The organism is Streptomyces sp. NPDC060000, assembly GCF_042737375.1.
Lineage (GTDB): Bacteria > Actinomycetota > Actinomycetes > Streptomycetales > Streptomycetaceae > Streptomyces.
In genome coordinates this window covers 1-19243 of the sequence record NZ_JBHWUU010000126.1, presented here as the reverse complement: position 1 = coordinate 19243, position 19243 = coordinate 1, and the positions used below count along the sequence as shown (strand labels likewise).

General features: G+C 71.6%; 18 protein-coding genes. 6 read left to right on the top strand and 12 right to left on the bottom strand.

The annotated features are described in order from the left end of the window. Positions 1-105 precede the first annotated feature (105 nt). Together ACFWBB_RS40340 and ACFWBB_RS40335 are read right to left on the bottom strand one after the other, a co-directional pair. Entirely contained in the window at positions 106-513 is a 408-nt protein-coding gene (locus ACFWBB_RS40340; protein WP_385283567.1) for a nuclear transport factor 2 family protein, read from the bottom strand. Between the two features lie 38 nt (positions 514-551). Next, a complete protein-coding gene (locus ACFWBB_RS40335) occupies positions 552-950 on the bottom strand; it encodes a nuclear transport factor 2 family protein (protein ID WP_385283564.1) in 399 nt (132 codons plus the stop codon). 164 nt (positions 951-1114) lie between these two features. On the opposite strand from ACFWBB_RS40335, the gene ACFWBB_RS40330 reads away from it, so the two are divergent. Further along, a complete protein-coding gene (locus tag ACFWBB_RS40330) occupies positions 1115-2161 on the top strand; it encodes a cyclase family protein (RefSeq protein ID WP_385283561.1) in 1047 nt (348 codons plus the stop codon). 130 nt (positions 2162-2291) lie between these two features. Here the strand turns inward: ACFWBB_RS40330 and ACFWBB_RS40325 are convergent, their stop codons facing one another. Beyond that, a complete protein-coding gene (locus ACFWBB_RS40325) occupies positions 2292-4286 on the bottom strand; it encodes a pyruvate dehydrogenase complex E1 component subunit beta (protein WP_385283558.1) in 1995 nt (664 codons plus the stop codon). Positions 4287-4495: 209 nt separating this feature from the next. Here ACFWBB_RS40325 and ACFWBB_RS40320 point away from each other — a divergent pair, with 209 nt between their 5' ends. Then, positions 4496-5203, top strand: a complete 708-nt coding sequence (locus ACFWBB_RS40320) for a TetR/AcrR family transcriptional regulator (protein ID WP_385283555.1) — start codon at positions 4496-4498, stop codon at positions 5201-5203. Positions 5204-5245: 42 nt separating this feature from the next. On the opposite strand, the gene ACFWBB_RS40315 is transcribed toward ACFWBB_RS40320, so the two are convergent. Genes ACFWBB_RS40315 through ACFWBB_RS40305 form a run of 3 tightly spaced genes read right to left on the bottom strand, consistent with a single transcriptional unit; the run spans position 5246 to position 8290 of the window. Beyond that, positions 5246-6400 (bottom strand): acyl-CoA dehydrogenase family protein, encoded by a 1155-nt coding sequence (locus tag ACFWBB_RS40315; protein ID WP_385283552.1) that lies wholly within the window; start codon positions 6398-6400, stop codon positions 5246-5248. Between the two features lies 1 nt (position 6401). Next, positions 6402-7460, bottom strand: coding sequence for a 2,3-butanediol dehydrogenase (locus ACFWBB_RS40310; RefSeq protein ID WP_385283570.1), 1059 nt, complete (start codon positions 7458-7460; stop codon positions 6402-6404). Positions 7461-7465: 5 nt separating this feature from the next. Further along, complete coding sequence (locus ACFWBB_RS40305; protein WP_385283548.1) at positions 7466-8290, bottom strand: enoyl-CoA hydratase/isomerase family protein; 825 nt, start codon at positions 8288-8290, stop codon at positions 7466-7468. A gap of 171 nt (positions 8291-8461) precedes the next feature. On the opposite strand from ACFWBB_RS40305, the gene ACFWBB_RS40300 reads away from it, so the two are divergent. Both ACFWBB_RS40300 and ACFWBB_RS40295 read left to right on the top strand, forming a co-directional pair. Further along, positions 8462-9994 (top strand): long-chain fatty acid--CoA ligase, encoded by a 1533-nt coding sequence (locus ACFWBB_RS40300; protein WP_385283545.1) that lies wholly within the window; start codon positions 8462-8464, stop codon positions 9992-9994. A 3-nt stretch (positions 9995-9997) separates the two neighbouring features. Continuing rightward, the gene (locus ACFWBB_RS40295) at positions 9998-10768 is read left to right on the top strand and encodes an SDR family NAD(P)-dependent oxidoreductase (RefSeq protein WP_385283543.1); all 771 of its coding nucleotides are present in this window, start codon (positions 9998-10000) and stop codon (positions 10766-10768) included. Positions 10769-10842: 74 nt separating this feature from the next. Here the strand turns inward: ACFWBB_RS40295 and ACFWBB_RS40290 are convergent, their stop codons facing one another. The 4 genes from ACFWBB_RS40290 to ACFWBB_RS40275 all read right to left on the bottom strand — a co-directional run bounded on the left by ACFWBB_RS40290 (position 10843) and on the right by ACFWBB_RS40275 (position 14687). After that, positions 10843-11601, bottom strand: a complete 759-nt coding sequence (locus ACFWBB_RS40290; protein ID WP_385283540.1) for an IclR family transcriptional regulator — start codon at positions 11599-11601, stop codon at positions 10843-10845. A 271-nt stretch (positions 11602-11872) separates the two neighbouring features. After that, entirely contained in the window at positions 11873-12886 is a 1014-nt protein-coding gene (gene dmpG / locus ACFWBB_RS40285) for a 4-hydroxy-2-oxovalerate aldolase (protein WP_385283537.1), read from the bottom strand. After that, positions 12883-13842, bottom strand: coding sequence for an acetaldehyde dehydrogenase (acetylating) (locus tag ACFWBB_RS40280; RefSeq protein ID WP_385283534.1), 960 nt, complete (start codon positions 13840-13842; stop codon positions 12883-12885). Before ACFWBB_RS40280 ends, dmpG begins: the two co-directional genes overlap by 4 nt. Beyond that, entirely contained in the window at positions 13839-14687 is an 849-nt protein-coding gene (locus tag ACFWBB_RS40275) for a 2-keto-4-pentenoate hydratase (RefSeq protein WP_385283532.1), read from the bottom strand. The genes ACFWBB_RS40280 and ACFWBB_RS40275 overlap by 4 nt, the downstream gene beginning before the upstream one ends. Before the next feature lie 245 nt (positions 14688-14932). Here ACFWBB_RS40275 and ACFWBB_RS40270 point away from each other — a divergent pair, with 245 nt between their 5' ends. Beyond that, positions 14933-16531 carry an FAD-binding protein gene (locus ACFWBB_RS40270; protein ID WP_385283529.1) on the top strand — a complete coding sequence of 533 codons (1599 nt, stop codon included), beginning with the start codon at positions 14933-14935 and terminating at the stop codon, positions 16529-16531. A gap of 86 nt (positions 16532-16617) precedes the next feature. Here the strand turns inward: ACFWBB_RS40270 and ACFWBB_RS40265 are convergent, their stop codons facing one another. Both ACFWBB_RS40265 and ACFWBB_RS40260 read right to left on the bottom strand, forming a co-directional pair. Next, complete coding sequence (locus ACFWBB_RS40265) at positions 16618-17253, bottom strand: TetR/AcrR family transcriptional regulator (protein ID WP_385283526.1); 636 nt, start codon at positions 17251-17253, stop codon at positions 16618-16620. Positions 17254-17310: 57 nt separating this feature from the next. Further along, positions 17311-18171, bottom strand: a complete 861-nt coding sequence (locus tag ACFWBB_RS40260; RefSeq protein WP_385283523.1) for an alpha/beta fold hydrolase — start codon at positions 18169-18171, stop codon at positions 17311-17313. 163 nt (positions 18172-18334) lie between these two features. Here ACFWBB_RS40260 and ACFWBB_RS40255 point away from each other — a divergent pair, with 163 nt between their 5' ends. Further along, positions 18335-19207: a VOC family protein gene (locus ACFWBB_RS40255; RefSeq protein WP_385283520.1), complete on the top strand. Its 873-nt coding sequence runs from the start codon at positions 18335-18337 to the stop codon at positions 19205-19207. Positions 19208-19243 lie beyond the last annotated feature (36 nt).

The window sequence follows — 19243 nt, the reverse complement described above, 5'->3', positions numbered from 1 at the left end:
TGCCGGTGGACCAGCACCCGGCCCTGGCGCGGGCGGTCTGAGCAGACGGCCCCCCGGGGCCGCGGGGGCCCCCCGGCGGCCCGGGCGTCCGGGGCCGGCGGCCCGCTAGGGCACGAAGGTCGTGACCCTGCGGCTGAACTTCCACACACCGTCGCGCCGACGCAGCGTGTCGTCGTAACGGCCGACGAGCTGCACCGCCCAGCCCGTCTCGCCGCGCTGGAAGAACGCCAGGTCACTGACCGCCATGGCCTCCTCCCCGGTGTACGAGGTGATCACCGTGTTGGCCACCAGATGCAGCTGCGGCCCGGTGGGCGAGAAGCCCCTGTAGCCCTCCCTGATCGCGTCCCGGCCCTCGAACGTGGCCATACCGGCGATCTCGGCCACACCGTCCGGCACGAAGAGGTCGGCGATGTCGTCGGTGCGGCCGGCGTCCAGCGCCTGCGCGTAGGCCGCGATGGCGGTCTGTACACCGGCGGCGACCGACGCCTCGGTGTCGGCAGAAGTCGTACTCATGTCTCTCCAGGGTCGAAGGGGTGGAACCGTGGGCGCGGTCAGACCTGGTACGTCGTCTTCCTGCGGCTCAGCAGCCAACTGCCGTCGACGCGGCGCAGTGTGTCGTCGTAGTGCCCGACGACCTGCACCGCCCAGCCCGACTCCCCGCGCTGGAGGAAGGCCACGTCGCTCGCCGCGGTCGCCTCGTCGGGTCCGGCGGAGGTGACGACCGTGTTGGTCACCAGGTGCAGCTGCGGCTGGGTGGGCGCCCACCCCTTGAAGGCCTCGCGCAGCGTGTCGTGCCCCTGGAGGGGGTCCGTGCCGGGAAGCTCCAGAACCGCGTCGGGTGTGTACAGCGCGACGACGTCGTCGGTACGGCCGGCGTCCTGGGCCTGTGTGTGCGCCCCGATCACGGCCCGCACGCCGGCCGCGACCCACGCCTGTGTGGATTCGCTCATTGCCCCTCCATGGGATAGATGTTTCGACCAGTCAGTCTATTACTGAAGAGGAGGCAATCTGAAGCCCAGATCCAAGACAATCAGGCTTGTTGACCGATCGGTACAATCTCCCTAGCATGCGGATGACAGTCAACGGGGACCTGTCGCCTGAGGAGGCGTTTTTCGTGACGAAGCGTTGGAAGCAGCGGCCGCCGGGTTCCACGTGGGGCGAGTTCGGTGAGGACGACGAACTGGGGCGCATCAACCTGATGACGCCGGAGAAGGTGCTGCAGGGGGTCCGCGAGGTCGAGCACGGGATCACGTTCAGCCTGAGCCTGCCGCTGGACTATCCGGGCGGCACCTCCCTGAACCAGCGCCGTTACCCGCCGATCCTGCGGCCCACCGAGGACCTCCAGCACCAGCAGGACGTCTTCTACAACATCAGGGCGAGCGAGCACTTCTCGCCGGACCTGGTCGACGTGTGGTCCGACGACGTCGTGACCCTCTGGCTCCAGTACTCGACCCAGTGGGACTCCCTCGCCCACCAGGGTGCGGAGTTCGACGCCGACGGCGACGGCATCGCCGAGCCGGTCTACTACAACGGCTACCGGCCCGGCACCGACCTCGTCGGACCGCAGGAGGACGCCAAGGGGGACGGCAGCGGAAGCCTCAGCTTCGCCCGCCACCTGGGTCTGGAGCACATGGCGGAGCACGGGGTGCAGGGCCGGGGCGTCCTGGTCGACCTCGCGCACCACCTGGGCACCGGCCACCAGCCCGTCAACCTCGCCAAGCTCCAGGAGATCATGGCGTCGGACGACGTCGTCGTGGAGCCCGGGGACATCCTCCTGCTGCACACCGGCTTCGCCACCCAGTTGCTGGCCTGGGAGAAGAACCCCGACCCCGTGGCCATCCACCAGACCGCCGCCTACCTCGACGCGGACGACCCGGCGCTGCTCGACTGGATCGCCGAGTCGCAGATCGCGGGGCTGGTGGCCGACAACTACGCGGTCGAGGGCGTGGGCGTCACCCAGGCCCAGGGCCCGCACACCCTGCTGCCCATCCACCACCTGTGCCTGTTCAAGCTCGGCGTCCCGCTGGGCGAACTGTGGTACCTGCACGACCTCGCGGCCTGGCTGCGCGAGCACGGCCGCAGCCGCTTCCTGCTCACCGCTCCTCCGCTCAACCTGCCCGGCACCCAGGGCAGTCCGCTCACCCCGGTCGCGACCGTCTGACACGGGCGGGACCGGACCCGCCGTCGGCCCACGCCCTGGCCCTGCCGGCACAGCCGGGCCGAAGGCGGTCCGCACAAGGGGGAGGCCCCGGGACCTCGGTCCCGGGGCCTCCCCCTTGTCGTCTGCCGGTTCACACCGCCGCGATGCGCCGCAGCGTGTCGGCGATGGTGTCGCGCGAGGGCAGCCACAGGCGTTCGAGCGACGGCGCGTAGGGTGCGGGCATCGGGGGCGGCGCCACCCGGGTGACGGGCGCGTCCAGGTGCCAGAAGCCCTCGTCGACGGCGAGGGCGGACAGCTCGGCGCCCACGCCGAAGTCCCGTACCGCCTCGTGCGCGATGACCAGGCGGTTGGTCTTGGCGAGGGAGGCGAGCACCGTCTCCCGGTCCAGCGGGGCGATCGTGCGCAGGTCGATCACCTCCACGCTCACGCCCTCCGCGGCCAGCGACTCGGCGGCGGCCAGGGCCTCCTGGACCATCCGCGACCAGGAGACGAGCGTGATGTCGGTGCCCTCACGGACCACCTTCGCCCTGCCCAGCGGGACCAGGTGGTCGACCGGCGGCTTCGGGCCCTTCAACCCGTACTGGAGCCGGTTCTCGACGAAGACGACCGGGTTGGGGTCCTGGATGGCGGCGCGCAGCAGACCGTAGGTGTCGGCCGGGTTGGACGGCATCACCACGGTCAGCCCCGGGATGTGGGCCAGCAGCGCCTCCAGGCTCTGCGAGTGCTGGCTGCCGGATGAGCGGCCGGCCCCGAACTGGGTGCGCACCACGAGCGGCATGGCGGCCCGGCCGCCGGTCATGAAGCGCAGCTTCGCGGCCTGGTTGAGCAGCATGTCCAGGCAGACGCCGATGAAGTCCATGTACATGATCTCCACGACCGGCTTCATGCCGGCCATGGCCGCCCCCACCGCCGTCCCGAGGATGGCGCTCTCGCTGATCGGCGTGTCACGGACCCGGCCCGGGAACGCCTGGGCCAGGCCTCGGGTCAGCCCGAAGACGTTCCCGCCCGCCCCGACGTCGATGCCGGCCACGAACACGGCGGGATCGGCGGTGAGTTCATGCTCGAGCGCGAGCCGTACGGCGTCCATCGAGCGGAAGATCTCGCCGTCGGCCGGGGCGGGCTCGGGCCGGGCCGGACGCGGGGCCGTGACGAAGTCGTACAGGGTCTCGGGGACGGGCTCGGGCAGGCTCCTGGCCCACTCGACCGCCGCCTCGATCTCCTTGTCGATCTCCTCGTCGACCGCGTCGGCCGCCGCGGCCGGCACTCCCGCCGACGCCAGGTGCCGGCGCGCCACGAGCAGCGGGTCGCGTTCCTTGGCGGCGGCGACCTCCTGCGCACTGCGGTAGCGCTCGGGGTCGCCCTCGTAGTGGCCGTGCCAGCGGTAGGTATCGGCCTCCAGCAGGACCGGCCCGCCGCCGCCCCGCAGCCGCTCCACCACGTCGGTCATCATCCCCGCCACCGCGAGGACGTCGTTGCCGTCCACGTGCGCGTACCCGATGCCGTATCCCGCCGCCCGGGCGGAGAGCGGGGCGCGGTGCTGCTCGGAGGCGGGTGAGAACTCGGAGTAGTGGTTGTTCTCGCAGAGGAAGACGACCGGCAGGTCCCACACGGCGGCCAGGTTGACCGCCTCGTGGAACATGCCCTGCGCGACCGCGCCGTCCCCGAAGAACGCCACCACCACGTCACCCGCGTCGCGCAGCTTGGCCGCGGTGGCCACGCCCGTGGCGATCGGGAGTCCGGCGCCGACGATGCCGTTGGCGCCGTAGATGCCGAGACCGGGGTCCGCGATGTGCATCGAGCCGCCGCGGCCGTGACACGTCCCCGCCTCCTTGCCCATCAGCTCGGCCATCATGGACGCCGAGTCCAGGCCCTTGGCCAGGACATGGCCGTGGCCGCGGTGGGTGGAGGTGATCCCGTCCCGCGGACCGAGCGGCCAGCAGGCGCCCACGGCGCTGGCCTCCTGGCCGATCGACAGATGCAGGAAGCCGGGGATCTCCGTCGCCTTGTACAGCTCGGACGCCCGCTCCTCGAAACGCCGGATACGTCGCATCCGGCGATACATCTCCAGCAGCTGATCCGCGTGCGCGGATCCGGTGCCGGTCTGCTGGGGTGCGTCGGTCGTCATGCGCGTCCTCGCAATGCTCGCCCGGGCGGCACAAGGCCGCACCGCCTGAGTCCTGGTTTTAATGTACCGTCTGGTCTAGCAAACTGCTGCAAGCACAAAGGAAACGTTGTCCCGGGGCCCGCTTCCCCCCGGACGTGCCGACGGCCGTCCGGACGCGGACCCGGGCAGCTCACGCCGACACGTCGGCACAGCACGCGGGGAGTGGAGCATTGCCCAGACCACCGGGCCACGGGCCGGGCTTCGAGGTCAGACGCCAGAAGATCATCGACGCGGCCGCCGAGCTGTTCGGCCGCCAGGGCTACGCGGCGACCTCCGTCAACGACCTGGGCCGCGCGGTCGGGCTCGCCAAGGGAGCGCTGTACTACTACATCGACTCCAAGGAGAACCTGCTGATCGAGATCCAGTCCCGGGTGATGACACCCCTGCTCCCCCGGGCCCGGGAGATCGCGGCGCTCGACGCGGATCCGCTGGTGCGGCTGCGCCTGCTGTCGGAGTCGCTGCTGACCATCATCTTCCGCAGGCTCGACCACATCTGGGTCTACGAGCACGACTACCGCAGCCTCACCGGCGACCACCTCCAGACCCTGCTCGGCCAGCGTGCCGAGTTCGAGCGGCTGGTCCGGGGACTGCTCACCAAGGCCGTGGAGCGGGGCAGCTTCCGCGCGGTCGACCCGCACGTGGCCACCCTGCAGTTCCTCAACCTGCACAACCACACCTACCAGTGGGTGAAGCCGGACGGCCGCTGGGACGCCGGGTATCTGTCCCGCGCGTACTGCGACACCCTGCTGCGCGGGTTCGGCGCGCCGGGAGCCGCCCTGCCGGACGTGGAGGCGGCGGCGGAGGCGTTCAAACGCGACCGCCCCGATCTGCCCCTGGACCCCGAGGCCGAGTGGCGGCCCGCCTCGGTGGCGAGCTGATCGCGGGGCCCCCGGCACACCCCCCGCGGGCCCCTTCGCCTCTCACGCCTGCTTCACCAGCGCCCTGGCGATGACGTCGCGCTGGATCTCGTTCGTGCCCTCGCCGATCTCGAGGATCTTGGCGTCGGCGTAGAACCGCGAGATCTCCGACTCGCGTACATAGCCGTAACCGCCGTGGATCTGCACCGCCTGGGAAGCGGCCCGGTTGGCGACCTCGGAGGCGTACAGCTTCGCCATGGCGGCCTCCGTGCCGTACGGGCGCCCCTGGTCGGCGAGCCAGGCGGCCCGGTAGACCATCCACCTGGCGGCCTCGAACTCGGTGCCGATGTCGGCGATCTTGTGCGCGACGGCCTGGAACGCCGACAGCGGCCGGCCGAACTGGTGCCGTTCCGTGGCGTGTTTGACGGCCAGCGCGAGGGCCGCCTTGGCCAGTGACAGCCCCAGGGCGGCGACACTGATCCGGCCCTTGTCGAGCACCGAGAGGAACTGGCGCAGCCCACCCCCCTCCTCGCCGATGAGATGGCCGTCGGGGACGAAGCAGTCGGCGAAGACCAGTTCACGGGTGTCCATGGCGTGCCAGCCGAGCTTCTTCAGCTTGGCCCCACACGTGTAGCCGGGCGTACCGGTCGGCACATAGAAGGTGGCGAACCGTTTCCGCCCGTCCTCGTCGCGGCCGGTGGTGGCCAGCAGGGTGACGCCCTGGCTGATGTCGGTACCGGCGTTGGTGATGAACATCTTGGTGCCGCTGATCAGCCAACCGCCCTCCGTCCGGCGGGCGGTGGTCGTGATGCCGGCCGCGTCGGACCCGGCGCCGGGCTCGGTCAGGCCGAACGCGCCGATGGCCTCGCCCCGGGCCAGCGGGGTCAGCCAGCGCTGCTTCTGCTCCTCGGTGCCGTAGGCCAGCAGCGGGAGGGTGGCGATGGTGGAGTGCGCGTTCCAGGAGGAGGCCACCGACTGGTCGGCGGCGCCGAGTTCCTCCATGACGGCGACGTAGGAGACGGTGTCGGAACCCGCGCCTCCGTACTCCTCGGGGACGAGCATGCCCATCAGGCCGAGTTCGCCGAGCTTGGTGAAGACGTGGGTGGGGAACTCCTCGTCCTCCGACCACTGGGCCGCGTTCGGGGCGATCTCCTTGGCCGCGAACTCGCGCACCATGTCCTGCAGGTCCCGGGTCTCCTCCGGCAGGTCGAAATCCATGTCACAGTCCCTTCGGGGTCAGCAGAACCTTGAGGTGGCGGGCACGGTCAGCGGCCAGGTCCGCGAAGACCCCGGCTCCTTCCGAGAGCGGGAAGCGTCCGGTGACCAGTGCGGACGCGTCCAGGCGTCCGGTGCTCATCAGGTCGATCACGCGGGGGATGTCGAAGTTGTAGCCGAGCGTGCCGGCCACCGAGCGTTCGTAGAAGACGAGTTGGCCCATGTCGAACTCGACGCTGCCGTGGCCGACGCCGGCCAGCACGACCCGGCCGCCGCGCCGGACGGTGGTGACGGCCTGCGCCGCGAGCGCGGGGACACCGGTGGCGTCGATGACGACGTCCGGGCCGATGCGGCCGGTCCTCAGGAACACCTCGCGGCGTACGTCGCTCTCGCGCGGGTCGAACGCCTCGGTGACGCCGAGCCCCAGGAGCGCCTCGCGGCGTCCGGCGAGGGGTTCGCTCACATAGAGTCCGGCCGCGCCTGCGATACGGGCGGCCAGGACGACCGCGACACCGATCGGACCGCCGCCGACGACCAGGACGTTGTCCCCCGGCGAGACGCCGGCCCGGGTGACCGCGTGCAGGCCGACCGCGAGGGGCTCGGCGACGGCCGCCATCTCGTCGCTGACGTTGTCGGGGAGCCGGGTGAGCCCCGCGAGCGGCACGGTGACGCGATCGGCGAAGGCGCCCGGCGAGGCCAGGCCCACCGAGCCGCTCCGGGGGCAGATGTGGTACTCGCCGCGCGCGCACCAGAAGCAGACACCGCACCGCCAGACGGGGTCGGCGGCGACCCGGTCGCCGACCGCGACACCGGGCACGTCCGCGCCCAACGCCACGACGGTGCCGCTCAGTTCGTGCCCGAGGGCCAGGGGCGGACTCGCTCCGGTCAGCGGGTGCGGATCATCGCGGATCATGTGCGGCCCTTCGAGGAACTCGTGCAGGTCGGTACCGCACACCCCGCACCAGGCGACCTCGACCACGGCCTCGTGCGGCGCCGGCTCGGGCGGGTCGGGTACCTCCTCCAACCGCAGGTCGCGCGCGCCGTGCCAGCGCAGTGCCCTCATCTTCTTCACCCCTTTCCTGTCGTTCGTTTCCCGTCGAGGGGCCGGCTGTCGCCCGCCGGGCCCTCGAAGCTCGCCCTGCCGGGGCCGTGTTCGAGGAACGACCGGATCCCGGTGGCGGCGTCGGCCGTGCCGAACACCCCTGTGAACAAGGACCGTTCGAGCGCGAGCCCGGCGGCCAGACCGGCGTCGGCGCCGTGGTCCACGGCCTCCTTGATCGCCTCCAGGGCGGCGGCCGGACCCTCTGCCAGCCGCCGCGCATAGCGCAGAGCCGTGCCGTACACCTCGCCCCTGGGCACGATCTCGTCGACGAGCCCGAGCCGCAGCGCCTCCTCGGCGCCCACCCGGCGGCCGGTCATCAGCAGGTTCTTGGCCCGCGACGGCCCGATCAGCCGGGTCAGCCGCTGGGTGCCGCCCGAGCCGGGCATGATCCCCAGCTGCACCTCGGGCTGGCCGAGGACCGCGTCGTCGGCCGCCACCCGGTAGTCGGCGGCGAGGGCCAGTTCGAGGCCACCGCCGAGCGCGTACCCGGTGATCGCGGCGACGACCGGCACGGGCAGCCGGGCCACCTCGTCGAAGGTCCGTTGCAGTGCCCGGTTCCAGCCCCGCACCTCTTCGGGCCCCATCGCGGCCAGCGCTCCGACGTCCGCCCCGGCGGCGAACAGCCGCTCACCTCCGTAGAGCACCACCGCCCGCACCGCGCGGCTGTCGGCCAGCTCCCGCACAGCGGCGGCCAGTTCCCCGCGCTGGGCGGTGTCGAAGGCGTTCATCGGCGGATGGTCGAGCCGGACCGTGACGACGGGTCCGTCGGTGTCGAGGCGGATGCGTGGCACGGGGCCCTCCTCCGTGGGGAAAGCGACATCGCGCCCGCCTGGATGGTTGTCGACCGGTGCGCTCCGTCGTAAAGTGCGGCAAGAGTTTTATAGACCAAGAGGTACACTAAATCTTGGGAGCGGGCAACCGACCGGTCGGGACAATCCCGGCCGCCGAGCCGGAGAGTCGCCGTGCACAATTTCTCGAGCATCCTCGATCACCATGTGGCCCAGCGGCCCGACGCCGTGGCCGTGACCCAGGACGACCGCCGCCTGACGGTGCGCGCACTCCATGAACGGGTCAACCGGCTGGCCGCCGGTCTGACGGAACTGGGCGTCGGGCGCGGCGACGTCGTGGGCCTGCTGCTCTACAACAGGCCGGAGTTCCTGGAGCTGGTCTACGCCGTCAATCGCGTCGGGGCGGTCTTCCTGCCGCTGAACTACCGCCTGTCCGAGGACGAATGGGCGTACATCCTCGACCACTCCCGGGCGAAGGCGGTCGTCACCGAACCGGAGTTCCTGCGGGCCACGGACCGCGTCGCCGGGAAGCTGACCGGCCTGGAGCGGCGGATCCTGGTGGACGGCGAGCCCCCCTCGGACCGGTGGACCGGTTACGAGGCGCTGCTGGACCGGCACCGGGGCGCGCGGGTGGAGCCGGTGGACGTCGAGGCGGACGACCTCCAGCGTCTGATGTACACCTCCGGCACCACCTCGCGGCCCAAGGGCGTGCGCATCACGTACGGGAACCTGCACGCCAAGAACGTGGCGCAGATCGTGCACTTCGGCCTGACCGCGGCGGACACCACGCTGGTGGCGGGCCCCCTGTACCACGTCGGCGGCCTCGACATGCCCGCCCTGCCGGTGCTGTACGCGGGCGGCGGCGTGGTCCTCCAGCGCAGGTTCGACGCGCCCGGCGTCCTGCGGGCCATCCAGGAGCACCGGGTGACCAATGCCTGGCTGGCTCCGGTCATGGTCAACGCGGTCCTGGAGGTCCCGGACCGGGAGTCGTACGACACCAGCTCGATGCGCTTCATCGTGGGCGGCGGCGAGAAGACCCCCGAGCCGGTCCTGCGGCGCATCATGAACGCGTTCCCCAACGCCTGGTTCGCCGATGCCTACGGACTGACCGAGACCGTCTCCGGCGACACCTTCCTCGACCGGGAGCACGCGCTGTCCAAGCTGGGCTCGGTCGGCCGTCCCGTGCCGCACACCAGGGTCCGGATCGTCGACGACACGGACCAGGAGGTCCCGGCCGGCGAACTGGGCGAGATCACACTGCGCGGCCCGAAGGTCTTCGCGGGCTACTGGCGCGACGAGAAGGCCACGGCCGCGGCGCTCAGGGGCGGCTGGTTCCACACCGGGGACATCGGGCACGTCGACGAGGACGGCTTCCTCTTCATCGACGACCGCAAGAAGGACATGATCGTCTCGGGTGGGGAGAACATCGCCACGCCCGAGGTCGAACGGGTCCTCTACGAGCACCCGGCCGTGCTGGAGGCCGCCGTGGTCGGCCTGACCCACCCCCGCTGGGGCGAGGTCCCCCGGGCCTTCGTGGTGTTCCGGCCCGGAGCGAGCGCCGGTGCGGTCGAGCTGCGGGACTTCTGCCGGGAGCGCCTGGCCAGGTTCAAGGTGCCGGCCCGCTTCGACCTGGTCGACGAACTGCCCCGTACCCCTTCGGGCAAGGTCCTCAAGCGCACCCTGCGCGACATCCCCGTGGAGGGCTGACCGATGGCCGACGTCAACACCGACCTGCGGCTCGACGGCAGGACCGCCTGGGTGACCGGCGCGGGCAAGGGGCTCGGCCGGGCGATCGCGGTCGCCCTGTCCCAGGCCGGGGCGGACCTGGCGGTGACCGCCCGGACGGCCGCCGACCTGGAGAGCCTGGAGGCCGAACTCGCCGGTTACGGCGGGAAGGTGCTGGTGCTGCCCGGCTCCGTCGCCGACCCGGACGCGGTCCGCACGACGGTCGGGCGGATCACCGGCGCGACCGGGCGGCTGGACGTCCTCGTCAACTGCGCGGGGATCAGCCCGCACTTCACCCGCAGCGAGTTCGTCACCGACGAGGACTGGCGGCGGGTGCTCGACATCAACCTCCAGGGCACGTTCTCCTGCTGCCGGGAGGCCGGGAAGGTGATGCTGGAGCAGGGCTGCGGTTCGATCGTCAACGTGTCGTCGGTGCACGCGAGCACGGGCTTCGAGCGGATCGCCGCGTACGCCGCCAGCAAGGGCGGCGTCGAGGCCCTCACCAAGGCCCTCGCCGTCGAGTGGGCGCCCCGCGGAGTGCGCGTGAACGCCCTCGCGCCCGGCTACTTCCGTACGGACCTCAGCTCGGGGCTGCTGGACAGCCGCTGGGGCGAGCGGATCGTACGGGGCACCCCCCTCGGACGGGTGGGCGACGCCGGGGAACTGGGCGGCGCGGCGGTGTTCCTCGCCTCGGACGCCTCCCGCTTCGTCACGGGCACGACCGTCACGGTGGACGGCGGCTGGACAGCACGGTGACCGACGCGCGGGCGGCCGGCTGACGCGGCCGGCCCGAGGAGGGCCGCCCCGGGCCTCGCCGGGGCGGCCGCGCGCTATCCGAGGATGTCCGGCATGTCCCGGCGGTACGACTCCGGCATGCCGAAGAGCTCCTCGGAGACGGCCCGCACCGCGTTGACCACCAGCGGGGCCACGAACTCCAGCGAGGAGCGGCCGTCGCCGACCACCGATATCGCCCCGACCGGACCGGCGGGACCGCGCAGCGCGAGCCCGACACAGCCGAGTTCGGGGAAACACTCGCCCCGGTCGATCGCCAGTCCGCCCCGGCGGCGCACCAGGCTCAACTCGCGGTGCAGTTGGCCGAGATGGCCGATGCTGTGCCGGGTGCGGCGCTCGATCGACTGCGCGTACCGCGTGTCGATCTCCTCCGGGCTCAGCCAGGCGAGCATGGCCTTGCCGAGCCCGGTGCAGTGGGCGATCGCGCGGCCGCCGACCTTCGACGGTATGTCCACGGCGGCCCGGCCCCCCACCTTGTCCAGGTAGTAGATCTCCGGCCCGTCGAGCACGGCCAGATGCACGACCATCCTGGTCCGCACCGCCAGGTCCAGCAGGTGGGGCGCGGCGGCCGCCCGTAGCGCGCTGTGCCCGATCTCCCGGCCTCCCAGGCCGAGCGCACGGGCGCCCAGCGTGTATCCGGCCACCGTGTGGCGAAGCCAGTCCAGCCGGACCAGCTGGTCGAGTATCCGATGCGTGGTCGAGCGGGGCAGGTGGGTCCGTCGGGAGACCGATTCGAGCGTCAGATGGGTCTGTGGACGATCGAACAGGTCCATGATCAGCGTCACGCGCTCCATCATCGACGGAGGCGACGCGGACCCGTCGGCCTCGGAGGATCGCGGGCTCAGGCGAAGGGCAGACGTCATCGTCGGTGCCTCTCTGATCAAACTGAAATCAATTCTAGTTCGGCGCCGGCGTCAAGGTATCAATGCCGCAGGCCAGAGAGAAAGAGTCGTGCACCATTTTATTGGGACGTTCGGTCCATTCATGTATGGGCGCAAAAACGTACCGTTTCCCGGGAGGGGCTCTTCCGGGAAGCGGTACGTGCGGCGAGCGGTGTTCCGGCCGGCGTCAGCCGTGGGTGAGGTCGAGGGCGATGTCCACGATCATGTCCTCCTGCCCGCCGACCAGGCCGCGCCTGCCGACCTCCTCCAAAATCGTGCGGGCGTCGAGGCCGTACCGCTGCGCCGCGGCCTCCGCATGGCGCAGGAAGCTGGAGTAGGCACCGGCGTAGCCCAGCGTGAGGGTCTCCCGGTCGACGCGCACCGGCCGGTCCTGCAGGGGGCGGACCAGGTCCTCGGCGGCGTCCTGGAGGGCGAACAGGTCGCAGTCGTGCTTCCAGCCGTGGAGGTTGGCGACGGCGATGAACGGCTCGATCGGGCAGTTCCCGGCGCCCGCGCCCTGCCCCGCGAGCGAGGCGTCGACCCGGGTCACCCCCTCCTCCACGGCCACCACGGAGTTCGCCACGGACAGGGAGAGGTTCTCGTGCGCGTGGATGCCGATCTGGGTGTCCGGGTCGAGCACGTCCCGGTAGGCGCGGATCCGGTCACGCACACCGTCCATGGTCAGCCGGCCGCCGGAGTCGGTGACGTACACGCAGTGCGCGCCGTAGGACTCCATCAGCGCGGCCTGGCCGGCGAGGGTCTCCGGGGACGTCATGTGGCTCATCATCAGGAAACCCGAGACGTCCATACCGAGTTCCCGCGCGGTGGCGATGTGCTGGGCCGCGACGTCCGCCTCCGTGCAGTGGGTGGCGATGCGCACCGAGCGGACCCCGAGGGCGTGGGCCCGCTTCAGTTCGGCGATGGTGCCGATGCCGGGCAGGAGCAGGGAGGTGAGGGCCGCGCGGTCGATGGCGTCCGCGGCCGCCTCGATCCACTCCCAGTCGGTGTTGCTGCCCGGCCCGTAGTTGAGGCTGCCGCCGGCCAGTCCGTCGCCGTGGGCGACCTCGATGGCGTCCACACCCGCCCGGTCGAGGGCCGCGGAGATCCGGGACACGAACTCGGGTGTGATCCGGTGCCGAACGGCGTGCATCCCGTCCCGGAGGGTGACGTCCTGTACGTAGAGCCTGCGGGGCGCGGTCACTTGGTCACCTCGGTGGTCGGTCGCCGGGCGATGCGCTCGGCGACGCGCAGGGCGGCCGAGGTCATGATGTCGAGGTTGCCGGCGTAGGCCGGGAGGTAGTGTGCGGCGCCCTCCACCTCCAGGAACACGGAGACCTTCGTGGTCGCCGCGGAGCGGTCGCCGTCGGGCAGCAGGGTGTGCACCGGGTCCCCGGCGGGCACCGGCGTGAACTGGACCCGCTGCTTGAGCCGGTAGCCCGGCACGTACTCGGCGACCTCGGCCACCATCTCCTCGACGGAGCTACGGATCGCCTCGTGGTCGGCCTGGCCGATCAGGCAGTACACCGTGTCCCGCATGATCAGCGGTGGTTCGGCCGGGTTCAGGACGATGATCGCCTTGCCCCTCCCGGCACCGCCCACCTTCTCGATGGCGCCGGCCGTGGTCTCGGTGAACTCGTCGATGTTGGCCCGGGTGCCGGGTCCGGCCGACCGGGAGGCGATCGAGGCGACGATCTCGGCGTAGGGCACCGGGGTGACCCGGCTGACCGCGTGGACGATCGGGATGGTCGCCTGACCGCCGCAGGTGACCATGTTGAAGTTGCCCGCAGTTGTGGCACCTTCCAGATGCTCGTCCAGGTTCACCGGTGGCACCACGTAGGGACCGATCGCCGCCGGGGTCAGGTCGACGAGCCGCTTGCCGTACGGTGCGAGCTTCTCGGCGTTCTCGACATGGGCCTTCGCCGAGGTGGCGTCGAAGACGATCTCGATGTCTTCGAAGCCGTCCATGCGGATCAGGCCGTCCACGCCCTCGTGCGTGACGGGCACCTTCAGGCGGGCGGCGCGCGCCAGGCCGTCCGAGTCCGGGTCGATGCCGGCCATCGCGGCCATCTCCAGGGTGTCGGACAGGCGCAGCACCTTGATCATCAGGTCGGTGCCGATGTTGCCGGAGCCGATGACGGCCACCTTGGTCTTCGTCATCCTTGTGGTTCCTCGGGAGAGAAGGTCGCGGCCACCGAGCCCAGGCCCGACAGCTCGGCCCGTACGGTGCTGCCTGGCGGTGTGGGGACGAGCGGGCCGAGGGCGCCGGAGAGCACGACCTGTCCGGCGCGCAGCGGGTCGCCGAACTCCCGGGCGGTGCGCGCCAGCCACAGCAGCGCGGCGAGCGGATCGCCCAGGCAGGCGGCGCCGTCACCCTGAGAGGCGAGCTCGCCGTCCGCGTACAGCCGCATGGTCACCTCCCGGGGCGTCAACTCCCCCAGAGCGACCGGCTGCTGCCCGAGCACGAACAGGCCGCTGGAGGCGTTGTCGGCGATGGTGTCCGTGATCGCGATGTCCCAGCCGGCCACCCGGCTGTCCACGATCTCCAGCGCGGCGACGGCGTACCCGACCGCGGACCGGACCCGCTCGACGCCGAGGTCCTCGTCGTCGAGGTCGGCGTCGTCGAGATCGGCGTCGAGCACGAACGCGATCTCCGCCTCGGCCCTGGGCTGGAGCAGCCGGCCGCTGGGTACGGCCAGCCGGCCGGTGACGTCCATGTCGTCCAGCAGGACACCGAAGTCGGGTCTGTTCACGCCGACTTGACGCTGTACCGACTCGGACGTGAGACCGATCTTGCGCCCGACGACCCGTGCCCCGGCGGCGATCCGCTCACCGACGACGCGTCGCTGAACTGCGTACGCGAGGCCGATGTCGGTCGCGCCGAGCAGGTCCCGCACGGGCGTACAGGGCTTGTGGTCATGGGCCGCGCGGGTGAGTCGTGCGGCCGCCTCGGCCACGGCGGTTTCACGGTTCGCGACGGCTGTCGGTTCCCGAACGTCTGTCATTGCCATCCTCAATTCGTGCCGGCCTCCAGCCTGATCCGCCGTGCCGGAGAGCGGCTGCGGCCGTTCCGCTCACCGGGACACGGGGGCCGGAACCCGGCGGCCGGGCGGGTCCCGCTGAGCGAGATGACGTGACGGCGGGCCCACGGCGTCTCGTTACCGTCCCTGCGCAGAGCGCCCCGCGACCTCCACCCGCAGGCGCGTCCCCCACCCCCACCAAAAACGGCGGCACTCATGAGGAGGTTCGGATGAGCAGCAACGAGGATGCCTACGACGTGATCGTCGTGGGGTCGGGCGGAGGTCTGGTCGGGGCGTACGTGGCGGCGTCCCGCGGCCTGCGCACGCTCGTCGTCGAGAAGACCGACCGGGTAGGCGGCACCGTCGCGTACTCCGGCGCCGGCCTGTGGTTCCCCGGCTCCGCGCCGCTCGTCCGGGCCGGTCTCGGGGACGACCTCCAGGAGGCACGGACGTATCTGCGCGGTGTCGTCGACGACCCGTCGCGGGAGGCTCTCCAGGACGCGTATCTGACGGCCGGGGTCCGGCTGATCGACGAACTCGAGCAGAACCCCTGGTTCCGGTCGTTCGTCCACGGGCCGGTGCCGGACTACTACGCGTCCGGCCCGGGGGCCTCGCCCACGGGACACACCATCTTCCCGCCACCGCTCGAGGCCGCCGAGCTCCGGGAGCGCAGGGCGCTGGTGCGCGACTCGCTGCCCACCGAGCGGTTCGGCTACGACGAGGGCCCGGTCCTGGTCGGCGGCCGGGCGCTGATCGGCCGGGCGCTGTCGGCGTTCCTGGAGACGGGCAACGGCGAACTGCGGCTGGACACCGCGCTGGAGAGCCTGGTCGTCGAGGACGGCAGGGTCACCGGTGTCGAGGTCGTCAACGAGGGTCAGCGGGTCAGGATCAGGGCCGAGCGGGGTGTGCTGCTCGCGGCCGGCGGCTTCGAGCGCGACCGTGAACTCCGCGAGAAGCACCAGTCCCCGCTCACCGGGGAGTGGTCGCAGGGTGCGCCGGCCAACACCGGTGACGCCCTGCGGGCGGGCATCGCGGTGGGCGCCGACACCGACCTGCTCGACGAGGCCTGGTTCGTGCCGGGGCTCGTCCACCCGGACGGTCTGCCGGTCTTCCACACGGGCACCCGGGGCGGGATCTGGGTCAACGGCGCGGGCGAGCGCTTCGTCAACGAGACGCGTCCGTACGACCAGGCCGCGCACGAGATCGTCCGCCTGCACGCGACCACCGGCGTGAGTCATGTTCCGGCCCACTGGGTGTTCGACCAGCGGCAGCTGGACCGGGACGGCATCGGCTTCCCGCCCGCCACGCCGGGGCCCGAACAGTGGCTGGCGGCGGGGGCGTTGAGGAAGGCCCGCTCACTGGAGGAACTGGCGCGTCTGATCGACGTCCCGTTCGAGGCTCTGCAGCGGACGGTCGAGGAGTTCAACGGGTACGCGCGGACCGGCGTCGACGAGAGGTTCCACCGCGGCGAGACCCCGTGGGACCGGATGTTCCACCACATCGTCCCCTTCCCGGCGGACCCCCGGCAGAACTTCCCCGCGAAGCCCGTGCCGGAGTGGCCGAACCCGCTGCTCCTGCCCATCGACGCACCGCCGTTCTACGCGGCGACCATCGTGCCCTCGGACATCGGCACCAAGGGGGGTCTGCGGATCGACGGGCGGGCGCGGGTGCTGCGGCCGGACGGCCGGCCGATCGACGGCCTGTACGCGACCGGGAACACCGCGGCCGCGATGTCGGGGCGCGTCTACCCGGGTGCGGGCACGCCGATCGGTTCGAGCCTGGCGTTCGGGTACCTGGCGGTACTGGACATGGCCGGGACGGCGGACTGACGGAACGGGTGTGCCCGGGACACGCGGTGGGTGTCCCGGGCACACCGCTGTCGCCCAGCTGTGGCACCGCCGGCGCACCGATGGCGCTACGCGGCGGCGATCAGCCGGGCGGCGAGCCGCAGGTCCGTCTCCCCCTGCTCGGTGGAGATCTCCGCGGTCAGCATGGCCACGAACAGGCCCCACCAGCTGTAGACGAGCAGCCGCACCCGGCTGCGCCCGGTCTCCGGGTCCGCGCGGTCGCCGAGCAGGCGCAGGAGCCGCTGTCCCAGCGCTCTCTCGACGATGTCGAACCGGGTGGGAACGGCGCTCGCGTACTCCATGAACGACGACAGCGCCACGGCCGAGGCCAGCAGTGGGCTGCCCAGAAGTTTCCCCGTCAGCGCGATCAGCGTGTCCGCCACCTCCGTCGCCGGGTCCGCCGACGTACCGGCCGCCGGCACGTCGTGCGCCGGGCCGTCCTCCCGGCCGCCCAAAAACTGTTCGATGTGCCATTCGAGGACCGCGAGGAACAGACAGGGCTTGGACGGGAAGTAGCGGTACAGCGTCGCGATCGCGACACCGGCCTCCCTGGCCACGTCGTGCATCTGCACGCCGGCGAGCCCCTCGCGCGCACCCAACGCCGAGGCGGCGCGCAGGATACGGACCCGCCGGGCGGCCTGGCGGCTCGACACCGGGTCGGCGGGCCGCCGTGCCCGGGCGGGTCCCGGCATGTCGTCGCTCAAGGTCGTCGTCCCCCGGTCACTGCTTATCCCGCCGTCGGCCGCACCTGCCGGCGGGACTCAGCCGGCCTCCGGGCGGGTGAGGAAGGCCAGTACCGCGCTCTCCCAGGCCGCCTTCTGCTCGATCATCGCCCAGTGCCCGCAGTCCGGCAGTACGTGCAGTTCGGCCTTGGGGATGGTGCGCAGCGGCAGCAGCGCGTTCTCCAGCGGTGTCACCCGGTCGTCCCGGCCCCAGGTCAGCAGGGTGGGCGCGGTGACCTTGTGCAGTGCGGCCCAGACGGGCTGGTCCGACTGGGCCTGGGCGGCCAGGACGGCGGCCATCGCCTGCCTGCCGTAGATCCGGCGGGACGCCTCCAGCGTGGCCGGCTCGGTGGCACTCGCCCACCGTTCCTCGATCAGCTCCTCGGTGAGCAGGGCCGGGTCGTGGACCATCGCCCGCAGCCACTGGACGAGGTTGTCCCGGGTGGGGTTCTCGGCGAACTCCACCAGCAGGTTCAGCCCTTCGCTGGGCGCCGGCGACAGGATGTTGCGGCCCACTCCGCCGATGGTGACGATCCTGCGGAACAGGTCCTTGTGGGCGACCGCGAGCCCCACGGCGACGAACCCGCCCATGGAGTTCCCGATGACGTCGACGCGGTCCAGACCCAGGCCGTCGAGGAAGCGCAGCACGGCCTTCGGGCCGGCCGCCATGGGGTTGTCCGCGGTCGGGTCGCTCACCCCGAAGCCGGGGAACTCCAGCACGAGGCAGCGGAAGTGCTCGGCGAGCACGGGAAGGTTGCCCCGGTAGTTGCGCCGGCCGGTGACGCCAGGACCCGACCCGTGCAGCAGGAGCAACGGGGGCCCGTCGCCCGCCTCGTGATAGCGCAGGGTGCCGTCGTCGGTGTGCAGTTCGCGCAGGGTGTCCTCGTGGCTGAGTGTCATGACGGTCACCGTCGCACCCGGCACAAGCCGGCCGCCGTGCGTCTCCCGATCAGTGGGACGCGTCCGGCGACGGGCGGGCCCGGCTGTCTACCGTCGAGGACATACCGATACCGGGGGCCTGACGGGCCGCCTGGCACCTGACCAAATGTGAGGGGAGGACCTGATGGGTGTTCGCTCACTCGGGTACCTGCGTCTGGAGTCCAACGACCTCGGCAAGTGGAAGGCGTTCGGAGCCGGCTTCCTCGGCCTGATGCCCGTCGAGGGCGGTGACTCCGAGTCGCTGTCCTTCAGGATGGACGACCACCCGGCCCGGATCGTGGTCTCCGCGGGGGCCCAGCCCGGGATGACGGCGTTGGGCTTCGAGGTCCTCGACGAGCGGGAGCTGGCGCGTCTGGTCGCGGACGTCGAGAAGGCCGGGATCAAGGTGACGGCCGGTACGGAGGCCGAAGCGGCGGAGCGGAAGGTCACGGGCTTCGCCAGGTTCAACGACCCGGGCGGCAATCCGGTCGAGCTGTTCTACGGCACGGTCCTCGACCATGTGCCCGTGCACACGCCGCTGGTGTCGAAGTTCGTCACCGGCGACATGGGCTTCGGGCACGCGATCATCTCCGCCGAGGACGCGCGGACCACGTTCGACTTCTATGTCGACGTCCTCGGCTTCGTCGAGCGCAACACCATGCGCTCCCCCGGCGGCACGACCTGGTTCATGGGCTGCAACCCCCGCCACCACACGCTCGGCGTCACGCCGATGCCGGGTCCCGGGCGGCTGCTGCACTTCATGGTCGAGGGCGCGACCCTGGACGACGTCGGGCGGGCCCTCGACCGGGCCGCCGAGTACGAGGTCCCGATGATGCACTCGCTCGGCAAGCACACCAACGACCACATGGTGTCGTTCTACGTGTGGTCGCCGGAGAACTACGCCGTCGAGTTCGGCTGGAACGGCCTGAAGGTGCCCGAGCCGGTCCCCGTGTACGAGATCACGGACGGCGCGTTCTGGGGCCACCGCTTCACTCCGCCGCCGCAGCCGGCCGGCTGAGCGGACGGCATGGCTGAGCCCCACGGCCTTCGAGCC